The following is a 14,354-nucleotide window of genomic DNA, read 5'->3' as shown; positions in this document are numbered from 1 at the left end:
CGGCAGTCGGGCGGACGGGGCTGCGTGAACGGGGGAGGGGAGTACTCAGCCGGTGACTGCGCGGGTCGGCTCGGGCTCTGGCTCCGTGGCGGGCGCGGACGCGGGCGCGGTCGTGAAGCGGAGCAGGCCGGCGCGCACGTCATCGCGGAACGCCCGCATGAACGACGGGCTGAAACAGGCGGTGGAGTGCGGGAACTCGATGGACAGCCGCCCTTCGAAGGAGACCACGCACGCCATCACGGGGCTGCGTCCCGCCTGGGGGAAGTAGTGCTCACGGGCCGGTACCAGCCGCACGGCGACCGCCCGCAGACCGCGCGGCAGCCGCGGACCGGGGACGACACCCATGTTGGTGGCGATCACGGTCGCCATCTGCAGGGTCGGGTTGCGAGGGATCTCCGGTGTGATGCGCACCTCGTGGAAGTGGTCGCCCCGAGTGAGGAAGTCGCTCAGCCGGGCGTGCACGGCACGGGCCAGCTCCAGCGGCTCAGAGGTCTCGGAGACCGCCAGGGTCTGAAGGTGCGTGGTGACCGCGGGCACCATCGCGGAGGCCGGCAGCGGCGGGGACAGGCGGGAGCGCAGGTCGACGGGGGAGAGGCAGCCGAGTTCGCGGGGGCCGGGACCGTCCAGTCGCCGCCGGGCCGCGGCCAGCAGCGACGCGGCGACCAGCGCGTGCACGGACACTCCGGAGGCGCGTGCCGTCGCGCGCAGGCGCGAGGTGAGGTCCACGTCCAGGGTCAGCCGGCGGACCTCGATGTGTCCCGTGTCGGCCCCGTCGGCAGCGGTGTCGTACGGCACCAGCGCGACCGGGTGCCGGCGCGTCTCCTCCAGGCGACCGTCGAGGTACTTCGCCGTGTCGGCCTCGTCGGCCGGGGGCAGGAGCCGGCTGACGGGCTCGGGCCAGGACGGGAGACCGGCCTCGGCCGTCCCGTCGGTGTGCTCGCCGTCGACCAGTGCGCGGTAACGGTCCCACAGCGCGTTGTGCAGGGCGATGCTGCTGTGCCCGTCCGTGACGGTGTGGTCCACCACCAGCACGAACAGGTGGTTCTCACCGTCGGGCGCGCTGACCAGGACGGCGCGGCTCAGCGGACCGCCGACCGGCAGGGGCCGGTTCAGCTCCGCCGCGTAGGCCTCCTCCTCGTCGCCGGTGCGGACGGCCAGGCGGGGCCGCTCGTCCTCCGCCAGGAGGCGCAGCACGTGGCCCGTGCCGGCCTGCTCGATGCGGGCCCGCAGCGTCGGGTTGGCGCTCGTCAGGGCGTCGAAGGCGGCCGACAGCGCCGCGGCGTCCACGGGTCCGCGCAGACTGCAGGACAGGACGGCCCTGCTTCTCTGCCCCACATAGAGCGTCTCGACCGGACACAGCGCACGGTGCATGCCGTCAGCCTTCTTTCGTCGTTCATGTCGGGGGTTCCACGGCCCGGAGTCGGCCTGCCGCCGGCGGCGGTCCGCCGGGGTGGGCCCTTCGAGAGTGCACGGCGGATCGCGGCCGAATCCAGCCGGGAACGACGTCGGGAGTGAAGTCGCGTGTTTTCCCTAGAAGTTGCACCGGCGCCCGCACTCCCCGGCACCGCGTTCTTCAGGGAAACCCCTGAAGCTGCGCCGCACGGGCCCGGTCCCGCTTGACCCGCCCCGTCCCGCTGCCGCACCGTGATGTGCCGTGAACCGGGGCCGGGTGACGCGATCCCCCCGCCCTCGGCGTGCGGCCTCCCGTCCCGCCCACTGGGCCGGCCCGACCCGTGCACGAGCGTGAGCGCGGCGGGGAGCGGTGGCCGCACACGTCCGATCCGGCCGGGCCTTCGCCGTCCGGGACAGTTACGGCTTGCCACGTGAGGGTTGTGCTATGTCACTGCAGGAGGACGAACGTCGACCGCTGTCCGGAGCCCAGGAGGGACTCTGGTACGCCGGACGGCTCGTGCCGGACAGCGCCGCGTACAACACCGCGGAGGCGGTGGAGATCCACGGTTCCCTCGACACCGGTCTGTTCGAGACCGCACTGCGACGCACCGTCGGCGAGGCGGACACCTTCGCCCTGCGGTTCGGCGACACCGACGAAGGCCCGCGTTGCCGAACCGCTCCGGACGCGGACGCCTGGCCCCTGCACCGGGTCGACGTCAGCGGCGCACAGGACCCCGAGGCCGCCGCCTGGGCCCACGTCCGCGCCGACCTCGCGGCGCCCGTGGACATCGAGAAGGGCCCGCTGTTCGCGCACACCCTGCTGACCCTGGCCCCCGACCGGTTCCTGTGGCTGCTGAGGGCCCATCACCTCCTGCTCGACGGCTACAGCTACAAGCTGCTCGGGCGGCGCCTGGCCGAGACGTACAACGCGCTGGCCGAGGGCCGCGAACCGGACCCCAGCGGGTTCGCTCCGGTGAGCAGGCTCCAGGAACAGGAGGCGGCCTACCGTGCCTCCGAGGCGTACACCCGCGATCGTGACCACTGGACGCGCCACCTGGCCGGCCTGCCGGAACCCGCCCGTCTCACCTCCCGTACGGCCGCCCCCACCGCGCCCTTCCTGCGCCGCGCCGCCACGCTGACGCCCACCGAGGCCGACGCCCTCGACGCCGCCGCGGCCCGCCTCGGCGTCCGGCGCACCGAACTGCTCACCGCGGCCACCGTCGCCTATCTGCACCGGATGACCGGCGCGCACGACCTCGTCCTCGGCCTGGCCACCATGAGCCGTCCGGGCAGCGCCGCCCTGCGCACCCCCGGCACCGCCTCCGACGTCCTCCCGCTGCGTGTGGCCACCGCCCCCGGCACCTCCCTCGCGGAACTGGCCCGGGCGGTCGCCGAAGGACTGACGGCCCTGCGCCGCCACCAGCGCTACCGGGGCGAGTGCCTCCGCCGCGACCTGGGTCTGACGGGCACCGGGCGCCGACTGTACGGGCCGGTGCTGAACATCGTCCCGTTCGACGAGTCGCCGGTCTTCGGCGGGCATCCCACCACCTGGCACCATCTGTCCGGCGGAGCCGTCGACGACCTGCAGATCTCGGTACGTCCCGGCGGCCGGACCGGGGGACTGTGGCTGGCCTTCGACGCCAACCCCGCCCTTTACCAGGAGGACGAGCTGGCCCTGCACCGGGACCGGTTCCTCACCGTGCTGCGCCGCCTGACCGAAGCCGATCCGACAGACCCGCTGGGCGACCTGGACGTCCTGCTGCCGGGCGAGCACCCCCGCGACACCCCCGTGCACACACACGTCGTCGAGCGGACTCTCACCGAGCTGTTCGAGGAGCGGGCGGCGGCCGGACCCCAGCGTTCTGCCGTCACCTGCGGCGACGAACGGCTCACGTACGCGGCACTCAACGCCGAGGCCAACCGGCTCGCCCGGTTGCTGGCCGAACGCGGTGCGGGTCCCGGCCGGGTGGTGGCGCTGGCCCTGGAGCGGGGGACACGGCTGCTGCCCGCATTGCTGGCCGTCCTCAAGACCGGCGCTGCCTACCTCCCGCTGGACCCCGGCCACCCCGCCGAGCGGCTGCGGCTGGTCGTGGAGGACGCCGCCCCCGTCCTCCTCGTCACCGAGCGCGCCCACGCCCACCTCGCCGGAGACGCGCTCCCCGTGGTCCGCCTGGACGACGAGGAGGTCGCGGCGGACCTCGCCCGGCGTTCCGCCGCCGACCTCACCGACGACGACCGGGGGGGAACGGTGCGCCCGTCCGACATCGCGTACATCATCCACACCTCCGGTTCCACCGGCCGCCCCAAGGGCGTGCCCGTCCCGCACGCCAACGTCGTCCGCCTCTTCGCCTCGGCCGCCGAACACTTCGCCTTCGGCGCCGACGACGTGTGGACGCTGTTCCACTCCTACGCCTTCGACTTCTCCGTCTGGGAGATCTGGGGCGCCCTGCTGCACGGCGGCAGGGTCGTCGTCGTCCCGTACGCCGTCAGCCGCTCGCCGCGCGAGTTCCTGGAGCTGCTGCACCGCGAGGACGTGACCGTCCTCAGCCAGACGCCGTCCGCGTTCGAGCAACTCGTCGACGCCGACGTCGAACGGGGCGGGAGCGCCGGGGCGTTGCGCTACGTCGTCCTCGGCGGAGAGGCCCTGCGCCCGGCACGTCTGCGCCCCTGGGCCGAACGGCACGGCCTGGACCGCCCGGCGCTGGTGAACATGTACGGCATCACGGAAACCACCGTGCACGTCACCCACCACCGCCTCACCCGCGCCGACCTGGACGACCCGCGCCGCGGCAGCGTCATCGGAACCCCCCTCGCCGACCTCCGGGTCCATCTGCTGGACGACGCCGGCCGCCCGGTGCCGCCCGGGGCGACCGGCGAGATGTACGTCTCCGGCGCCGGGGTCGCCGCCGGGTACCTCAACCGGTCCGACCTGACCGCCGACCGCTTTCTCGCCGACCCCTACGGCCCGCCCGGCACCCGTATGTACCGCTCGGGCGACCTGGCCCGGCGCCGTCCCGACGGCACCCTCGACTACCTCGGCCGTGCCGACGCCCAGATACAGCTGCGCGGGTTCCGGGTCGAACCCGGCGAGATCGAGGCCGTCCTCGCCTCCCACCCCGGCGTGACACGTGCCGCCGTAGTGGTCCGCCGCGCCGACAACGGCGTCCAGCACCTCGTCGCCTACACCGTCCTCTCCGGCGACGCGCGCGTGAGCCCCGCCGAACTGCGCGCCCACACCGCCGCCCACCTGCCCGAGCACATGGTCCCGGCCGTCTGCGTCCCGGTGGACGCGCTGCCGCTGACCCCGAACGGCAAACTCGACGTCCAGGCCCTGCCGGCCCCCGACTTCACCGCCGCCGCCTCCGGGAACCGCCCTGGAACGCCCGAAGAGGCCGTGCTCTGCGCCCTGTTCGAGGACGTACTGAAACTGCCCCGGGAGACCGTCGGCACCGACGTGAACTTCTTCGACCTCGGCGGCGACTCCCTCCTCGCCACCCGTCTGCTGGCCCGCCTGCGGCACGACACGGGCGCCGAGATCCCCATCACCGCCCTGTTCGAGACGCCCACCCCGGCCGCCCTCGCCCGGCGGCTCACCGCCCACACCGGCGGCGCCCTGCCCCGGCCCGGCCTCGGCGACGCCGTACGCCCGCAGCGGGTGCCGCTGTCCTTCGCCCAGGAAGGCATGTGGTTTCTCCACCGGCTCGACGCTCGAGCCGCCACGTACAACATCCCCCTCTTCGTCACCCTGGACACCGCTCCCGACCCCGGGGCCCTCCAGGCGGCCCTCGGCGACCTGGCCGACCGGCACGAGATCCTGCGGACGGTGATCGCCGAGCACGACGGCGTCCCCCACCAGCGCATCCTGGCCCCAGGCGAGCTGCGCCCGCTGCTGCACCGGGTCGACTGCCCCGCCACGGAGACCGCCGCCCACATCAGCGCCGCGACGAGGCACCGCTTCGACCTGACCGCAGAAAGCCCTCTCGCCGTCTGGCTCCTGGGCTCCACCCTGTTGTTCGTCCTGCATCACAGCGCCGCCGACGGCTGGTCGCTGCGCCCCTTCGCCGACGACCTGAGCACCGCCTACGCCGCCCGCCGCGCCGGCCGGGCACCCGACTGGACACCGCTGCCGGCCCAGTACGCCGACTACGCGCTGTGGCAGCGCGCCCTGCTGACCCCCGAACCGGAAGGCCCCGGACGGCTGGAACGGCTCACCGCGCACTGGCGCGCGGCCCTGGACGGCCTCCCCGAGGAGTGCACCCTGCCGGGCGACCGGCCCCGCCCCGCCGCCTCCGGCGGTGGCGCCCACGTCGAGACCGCGGTCGACGCCGACCTGCACCGCGCCCTGGTGCGCCTCGCCGACCGCGCGGGCACCAGCCTCTTCATGGTGCTGCACGCCGCGGTCAGCGCCCTCCTCACCCGCTGCGGCGCCGGCGAGGACATCGTCCTAGGCACCCCCGTCGCAGGCCGCACCGAACCCGGCCTCGACCCCCTGATCGGCCTGGTCACCAACACCCTGGTCCTACGGGCCGACACCTCCGGCGACCCCGCCTTCCGGGACCTGCTGACCCGCGTCCGCACGGCCGACCTGGCCGCCCTGGACCACCAGGACCTGCCCTTCGACCGTCTGGTCGACGCGCTCAACCCGACCCGCGCGCCCGGCCGGCACCCCCTGTTCCAGGTGATGCTGGCCCTCCAGAACAACGAACCGGCCGTCCTCGAAATGGACGGCGACCGAGCCGAGCTGCGGCCCACCGCCAGCGGCACCGCCAAGTTCGACCTGTTCGTGGACGTCCTGGAACGCCACACCGCCGACGGCGCCCCCGACGGCCTGACCCTGCACGTCGAGTACGCCACCGCCCTGTACGACGCCGGCACCGCCGAGGCGTTCGCGCGCTCCCTGCGCGAGGTGCTGCGCACGGTGAGCACCGACCCCGGCGTACGCGTCGGACACCTTCCCGCGCTCCCCGGGCGCACCCCCGCCCCGGCAGCGGCCGACCCCGCGGAACTGGAGGCCGCCGCCCTGCGCGTGTCCGGTGTCCGCGACGCCCACGCCGTGCCGGGCAGCGACGGCGCCCCACCGCGGCTCTACGTGGTGCCCGGCCGGGCGGACGCCGCAGAACGTGTCGAGGATGCCCTGGACCGCGCGGGCCACGACACCGTGCGCGTGACCGCCGTCACCACGCTGCCCCGCACCGGGGAGGGCACCGTCGACACCACGGCCCTCGGCGCCCTGCCCGCCGTCGACCGCACCGCCGCCCGGGCCTGGCGGGACCGGCTGGCCGCCCTCCCCGGCGTCACCACCGCCGAGGTGACGGTGGAGACCACGCCCGAGGAACTGGACCGCCGCCACACCGGCCTGCCCGTCCGCACCACGGCACCTGCCCCCGCCGTCGGCCGCACCGGCGGCGCGTCGGACGTCCCGGCGCTCAGCGAGGGCCCCGCCCTCCACGAACCCTCCGTGCCGAGCTGGGCCGAAGCCCTGCGCCGCGCCGCCGAACAGGACCGGGGCGACATCGTCCACATCCACGCCGACGGCAACGAACACCGGCGCAGCTACGCGGCCCTGATCCCCGAGGCCTCCCGCGTCCTCGCCGGGCTGCGCCGGGCGGGCCTGCGCCCCGGGGACCAGGTCATCCTCCAGTGCGACGCCACCGAGGACTTCCTGGCCGTCCTGTGGGGCTGCGTCCTCGGCGGCTTCGTCGCCGTCCCGCTGACCGTCCCCGCCTCCTACGACACCCCCTCGGCGGCGCTGACCAAGCTGGAGGGCATCTGGCGGATGCTCGGCCGGCCCTGGATCGTGTGCTCCGCGGACCGCGAGGCCGGGCTGCGTGCCCTCGCGACCCGGCAGGACCGGCCCGGACTGCGGCTCACCACCGCCGACGCCCTGCGCGAGGCGCCCGAGGACCACGACTGGCACCCCGCCCGACCGGACGACCTCCTCCTGATGCTGATGACGTCGGGCAGCACGGGGCTGCCCAAGGCGGTGCGGCTCACCCACCGGAACGTGCTGACCCGCTCGGCCGCCACCGAGCAGACGAACCGCCTCGGCGCGGACGACGTCTCCCTCAATTGGATCCCGCTCGACCACGTCACCGGCGTGGTGATGTTCCACCTGCGGGACGTGTACCTCGGCTGCCGTCAGATCCACGCCCCCACGTCCTGGATCCTGCAGGACCCGCCGCGCTGGATGGACCTCGCCGACCGGTACCGGGTCACCGTCACCTGGGCGCCCAACTTCGCCTTCGGTCTCCTGGCCGAGCAGTCCGACCGTTTCGCGGACCGCGGCTGGGACCTTTCGCCGATGCGGCTGGTGATGAACGCCGGCGAGGTCGTCGTGGCCTCGGCCGCCCGCCGCTTCCTGCGGGCGCTCGAGCCGTTCGGCCTGCCGCAGGACGTGATGCACCCCGGCTGGGGCATGTCCGAGACCTGCTCCGTGGTCACCGACGCCGTCCTGCCCGCCGAACCCCGCGACGGCGAGGGCACCTTCGTGAGCTGCGGTCTGCCCTACCCGGGATTCGCCATGCGGATCGTCGACGAACAGGGCACGGTCCTCGACGAGGGCGTGGCGGGCCGCTTCCAGGTCCGTGGCACGTCCGTGACCGCCGGTTACCACGACAACCCGGCCGCCAACGCGGAGGCCTTCACCGAGGACGGCTGGTTCGACACCGGCGACCTGGCGTACTTGAGAGACGGCGAGCTGTACATCACCGGCCGCGCCAAGGACGTCATCATCGTCAACGGCGTCAACCACTACAGCCACGAGATCGAGGCGTGCGCCGAGGAACTGCCGTGGGTGGAGAACAGCTTCACCGCGGCGGTCGCGGTGCGCACCGACCCTTCCTCGCCCACCGACGAACTGGCCCTCTTCTTCCATCCCGTGGCGGACGTCACCGCCGGCGCCCTGCGCGAGATCACCGGGAAGGTGACCCGGGAGATCGGCGTCAGCCCGGCCCACCTGATCCCGGTCGCCCCGGACGCCGTACCGAAGACCGAGATAGGCAAGATCCAGCGCACCAAGCTGCGCAAGGCTTTCGAGGCGGGCGACTTCGACGAGGAGGTCCGCCGGAGCCAACTGCTGCTGGGCACCGAGAGCACCGTCCCCGACTGGTTCCTGCGGCCGGTGTGGCAGCGGGCGGAACGCCCCGACGCCCGCCCGCCCCTCCCCGGCCGGCACACCCTCGTCCTGGCGCACGGCGACCTCCCGGAGCCCCAGGCACTCCCGGTGCAGCGGCTCGCGGATGCCCTGCGCGAGGGCGGCGGCCTGTGCACGGTGGTCGGGGCGGGCACGGAGTTCGCACGACTCGACGCCGCCCACTACCGGGTGCGGCCCGGCGAGGTGAGCGACTACACCGCGCTGCTCGGGCAGGTGGAGCGCGACCGGCCGCCCGTCGATGCCGTCCTGCACCTCGGCGGCCTGCAGCGCGCCGACGCCCCCCAGACCGAGCCGCACGACACGGCCGGTGCGCAGGACCTGCTCGCGTTCGCCCGCGCCCTCGCCGCCCGCCCGGGCCGACCGCACCCCGTCGACCTGCTGTACGTGACGGCGGGCGCGCAGGCCGTGCGCCCCGGTGAACGCCCCTCGCCCGGCCACGCCGCGGCGGGCGCGTTGCTGAAGTCGCTGGGCGAGGAGTTCGGCCGACTGCGCGGCACCCACCTCGACCTCGCTCCGGACGCCGGTGAGGACCCGCTGCCCGTCGTACTGGCCGAGGCGACCGTCACCACGGACGGCGCGGAGGTGGCGTACCGCGGCGGACACCGCCATGTCCGCCGCCTCGCCCCCCTGCCCGCCACGCCGGCCCGCACCGAGCCGCCGTCACACGACGGCTTCATCCTCCTCACCGGGGGACTGGGAGGGGTCGGCGCCGAGGTGGCCGCGCATCTGCTGCGCACCCCCGGCACCCGCCTGCTCATCGTCGGCCGCACCCCGGACCCCGAGGGCGACGCCCTCCCGCGACTGCGCGAAGTCGGCGAGGTGCGCTACGCCCCTGCCGACGTCACCGACGAGCGCCAGGTGCGGGCCGCCGTGGAGGCAGCTGCCGAGACGTGGGGCGTGCCCCTGTCCTCGGTGCTGCACCTGGCCGGGACGCTCGTGGAACGCCCCGTCAGCGAGCTGGACGCCGCGACCTGGCGCCGGGCGCTGGAGGCGAAGGTGCGCGGCGCGTGGACGCTGCACCGCCTCACCGCCGACCACCCCGTCGACTCCTTCGTCACCTTCTCCTCGGTGAACGGCTTCTTCGGCGGCGCCCTGAACGCCGCCTACGCCGCCGCCAACGCCTCCCTCGACGCCCTCGCCCTGCACCGCCGGGCACTCGGCCTTCCGGCCCAGTCCCTGGCCTGGAGCATGTGGCGCGAGCGCGGCATGAGCCGCGGCTACCGGCTCACCGCGCTCACCGAGGCCCGCGGCTACCGGCTGCTCGACACCCCCGCCGCGCTGCGCTCCTTCGACCTGGCCCGCACCCTGGACGAACCCCACCTGCTGATCGGCGCCGACCGCACCGCCCCCTGGGTCCGCAGCCACGTCGACGCCCCCGCCCGCCAGGTGCGCCGCCTGGCCGCGCGCGTCGGCCTGGAGGAAGGCACGGACCTGGGGGCCCTGTACCGCGCCGCCGCCGACACCGCCCTCACGGCCGGACTGTCCGACGCCTGGACGCTGCGTTCCGCGGGCGCCACCTGTGCCACGGACCAGGCGGAAGCGGGGGAGGACCTGCGGAAACTGGAGAACCGGCTCGCGCAGGTGTGGCGCGGCGTACTGGGCCACGACCGGGTGGGCCGGGACGACAACTTCTTCGACCTCGGCGGCAACTCCCTGCTCCTCGTCACCGCCCAGACCGCCGTCAACCGCGCCTTCGGCACCGACCTGTCGGTCGTCGACCTCTTCGCGCACCCCACCGTGCGCGCCTTGGCCCGCCATCTGTCGGCCGCCGGCGCCGCTCCCACGGAGGCGGCCGACCAGCCGCCCCGGCGCGCGGTCGACGGCCTCGACCGCGCCAGGGAGCAGGCACAGCGGCAGCGCGCCGCCCGCACCCGCCGTACCGCACGGCACGGGAAGGACCGCGGACGTGCCTGACACCCCCGCGCCGCAGGTGACGCAGAACCCCACCGAACCCCGAGAGGACGAGGCACAGGCCGTGCACGACACCACCGCACCCCACGGTGAGGACATCCCCGCCGTCGCCGTCATCGGCATGGCGGGCCGCTTCCCCGGCGCCGACGACCTCGACGCCTTCTGGGACAACCTCGCGGCCGGCCGCGAGTCCGTGCGGCCCGTCACCGACGAGGAGTTCCTCGCCGCGGGCGGTGACCGGCGCGACCTGGACGACCCCGCACTGGTCCGGATGGCGTCGACCGTCGAGGGCATCGACCGTTTCGACTCCGGCTTCTTCGGCTACAGCCCCGCGGAGGCCGCCGTCGTCGACCCGCAGCAACGGTTGCTCCTGGAGACGGCGTACCACGCCCTGGAGGACGCCGGCTGCCTCGCCGAGGACCGTACCCGCGAGGCGTTCGGCGTCTACGCGGGCGGCGGCGACAGCCGCTACTACCCGGCGCACCTGCACCCGCGCTTCGCCGGGCAGCCCGGCTCCGTCGAGCTCGTCCACGCGGCCACCGCCAACTCGCTCGGCACCCTCGCCACCCGGATCTCCTACGAACTCGGACTCACCGGCCCCAGCGTGTCCCTCCAGACGGCCTGCTCCACCGCTCTGGTGGCCGTGCACACCGCTTGCCAGGACCTGCTGGACCACCGCTGCGACACCGCGCTGGCCGCCGCCGTCTCCCTCAACCCCTCCGCCTCACTGGGCTACCGGCACGTGCCCGACGGGCCGTTCTCACCCGACGGACACTGCCGAGCCTTCGCCGCGGACGCCGCTGGTACCTCCTCGGGCGACGGCGTGGGAGCCGTGGTACTCAAGCGACTGGACGACGCCCTCGCCGACGGCGACCGCATCCGTGCCGTCATCCGCGGCAGCGCCGTCAACAACGACGGCCGCCGCAAGGTCGGCTTCAGCGCGCCCAGCGCCGCCGGACAGACCGAGGTGATCCTGGCGGCGCAGGCCGCGGCGGAGGTCGACGCCGGAACCATCGGCCTGATCGAGGCGCACGGCACCGCCACCCGACTCGGGGACCCCATCGAGGTGTCCGCGCTCACCGAGGCGTTCCGGCACAGCACACCGCGGACCGGTTTCTGCACCCTCGGCTCGGTCAAGACCAACATCGGCCACCTCGGGGCAGCCGCCGGCATCGCCGGTCTCATCAAGGCCGTCCTCGCCCTCGAACGCCGCCGGATCCCGCCGAGCCTGCACTTCGACCGGCCCAACCCGCTCATCGACTTCGACGCGAGCCCCTTCCGCGTCCCCACCGCCCTGGAGGACTGGCCCGAAGGCGGGCACCCCCGCCGGGCCGGCGTCAGCGCCTTCGGCATCGGCGGCACCAACGCCCACGTCGTCCTGGAGGAGGCCCCGCTCACCGCACCCGCCGCACCCCGCCCGCCCGAGGACGTCCGCCGTCTGGTGCTGCCGCTGTCCGCGCGCACCGCCGGCGCCCTGCGCGGCCAGGCCGACGCCCTCGCCCGGCACCTCGAACGCCGCCCAGGCCTTCGCCTGGACGACGTCGCCCACGCGCTGCGCACCGACCGGTCCGCGCTCCGCCACCGCCTCACCGTCACGGCGGCCACACGTGACGAGGCCATCGACGCGCTGCGCTCCGCCGCACCCGCCACCCCGCCGGTCCCCGACGACCCCGCCCGCGTGGCGTTCCTGCTGCCCGGCGGCGGCACCCAGTACCCCGGCATGGGCACGCAGCTGTACCGCGACCACACCGTCTACCGCGACACCGTCGACGAGTGCGCCCGCATTCTGCGGCCCGACCTCGGCACCGACCTGCGCACGGCCCTCTTCGAGGAGCGCCGGCCCGACGACACCGCCGCGTTCCTCGGGCTCGTCGTCACCGAGTACGCCCTGGCGCGCACGCTTGTCGAGGCGGGCGTCCGCCCCGACGCGCTGCTCGGCCACTCCCTCGGCGAGTACACGGCCGCCTGCCTGGCCGGAGTCATCGACCTCGCCGACATGCTGCCGCTGGTCACCGAACGCATCCGGCTCATCAGCTCGGCCGGCGGCGCCACGGTCGGCGTGGCGGCCCCGGCCGAGGAGATCGGGGCGCTGCTCGACGACGACCTGTCCCTGGCCGCCGTGAACGGTCCCGGCGCCTGCACCGTCGCCGGGCACGTCGACGCCGTCGCCCGCCTGGAGGCCGAACTGACCCGACTCGGCGTCCCCTTCCGCCGCCTGCGCATCCCCGTGGCCGCCCACTCCCATGTCCTGGACCCGGTCCTGCCCGCCTACGAGGCCCATCTCAGCGGTGTCACCCTGCGCCCGCCGCGCATCCCCTACGTCACCAACGTCACCGGCACCTGGGTCACCGACGCCCAGGCCACCTCCGTACGGCACTGGATCGACCACACCCGGAACACCGTGCGGTTCGCCGACGGCATCACCGCCCTGTGGGACCGGCTCCGTCCCGTCCTCGTGGAGATCGGGCCGGGCGACACCCTCACCAAGCTGGCAGCCGCCCGGCTCGCCGACGAGGCGCCGGTGACGGTGACCACCATGCGGCACGCCAAGGCCGAGGCGTGCGACGACTTCGTCCTCGCCGAGGCACTGGGACGGCTGTGGAGCGCAGGCGTCGACCACGCCCTGCCCCCGGTGCCGGGCACACCGCGGCGGGCCCCGCTGCCGCCGTACGCGTTCGACCGCCGGCGCCACTGGATCGACGCCCCCGGCGCCCGCACGGACCCCGCTGACACCGGGACCACGCGGGAGGCGGGCCCCGGCCTCGCCCCCCGACCCCGGCTGACCACGGAGCACGCACCGCCCCGCACCGAACGGGAACGGGAGGTGACCCGGCTCTGGGAGGAGACCCTCGGCATCGGCGGCATCGGCCTGCACGACAACTTCTTCGACCTCGGCGGCGACTCCATGCGCGCCGTGCTCCTCGCCGGCCGACTGCGCCGGAGCGGCGTCCTCGACGTCCCGGCGGCGACACTGCTGGCCGCGCCCACCGTGGCCGGCGTCCTGGCCGCCGCCGACGAGCGGGACGAGGGAACCCCGCGCGCCGCCCCCACCGCGCTCGGACCACTGCTGCCGCTGCGCGCGGAGGGCACCGCGACACCGCTGTTCTGCGTCCACCCCGGCGCGGGCGTCTCCTGGCGCTACACCGGTCTGCTGCCGCACCTCGGCGGAGACCAGCCCGTCCACGGCATCCAGGCGGCCGGGCTCGACGGCACCCGCCCGCCCGCGCCCGACGCCGCCGCCATGGTCGCCCACTACCTCGACCTGGTGCGCCGGCTGCAACCGCACGGACCGTACCGGCTGCTGGGCTGGTCCTACGGCGGATTCGTCGCCCACGCCATGGCCTGTGCCCTCCAACGCGACGGCGAGCGCGTCGAACTCCTCGCCATGCTCGACGCCCCCCAGCCGCACGGCACCGCCCACGACCCCGACGCGGCCGAACGCCAGGTGGCGGCGCTGCTGTCGAGAGTGGCCGGTCTCCCCTTCGACGCGAAACCCGTGCCCGTGGACACCGTCCTGGACCGGATCGACGCCCGGGTCACCACCGACCCGTCGAGTGCGCCCGTCACCCGCGCGGAGGCCGCCGCCATAGCCGCCGTCATGCGCAACAACCTGCGCATCGCCCCGCAGTTCGCCCCCGGAGTCTTCCGCGGCGACGTGCTGTTCTTCAGCGCGGTCGAGGAGGAACCCACCGGCCGTCCGGCCGACCTCGCGGTGCTGCCCGGCAAGGCCGACAGCTGGCGGCCCTACGTGGACGGCACCCTCCACGACCACCACGTGCCGTGCGGCCACTACGACATGACCGAGCCCGAGCCGATCGCCCGCATCGGCGAGGCGGTGGCCAAGGCCCTGCGCGGCCTCGGCGACGGAGCCGCCGTAACCCCCGCCCCGTAGCCCCTG

The 14,354-nt window shown here is 74.8% G+C and carries 3 protein-coding genes; 2 read left to right on the top strand and 1 reads right to left on the bottom strand.

Annotated features, from left to right (window positions below; genetic code table 11):
- Positions 1-45: 45 nt before the first annotated feature.
- Positions 46-1,371: a phthiocerol/phthiodiolone dimycocerosyl transferase family protein gene (locus AC07FV_RS16055; protein WP_479087727.1), complete on the bottom strand. Its 1,326-nt coding sequence runs from the start codon at positions 1,369-1,371 to the stop codon at positions 46-48.
- A gap of 466 nt (positions 1,372-1,837) precedes the next feature.
- Here AC07FV_RS16055 and AC07FV_RS16050 point away from each other — a divergent pair, with 466 nt between their 5' ends.
- The gene (locus tag AC07FV_RS16050; protein ID WP_479087725.1) at positions 1,838-10,459 is read left to right on the top strand and encodes an amino acid adenylation domain-containing protein; all 8,622 of its coding nucleotides are present in this window, start codon (positions 1,838-1,840) and stop codon (positions 10,457-10,459) included.
- Positions 10,452-14,348: a type I polyketide synthase gene (locus tag AC07FV_RS16045; protein ID WP_479087723.1), complete on the top strand. Its 3,897-nt coding sequence runs from the start codon at positions 10,452-10,454 to the stop codon at positions 14,346-14,348. Before AC07FV_RS16050 ends, AC07FV_RS16045 begins: the two co-directional genes overlap by 8 nt.
- Positions 14,349-14,354: the final 6 nt, after the last annotated feature.

Source organism: Streptomyces sp. NPDC045956 (assembly GCF_056430705.1).
This window is presented reverse-complemented; position numbering and strand designations above follow the sequence as displayed.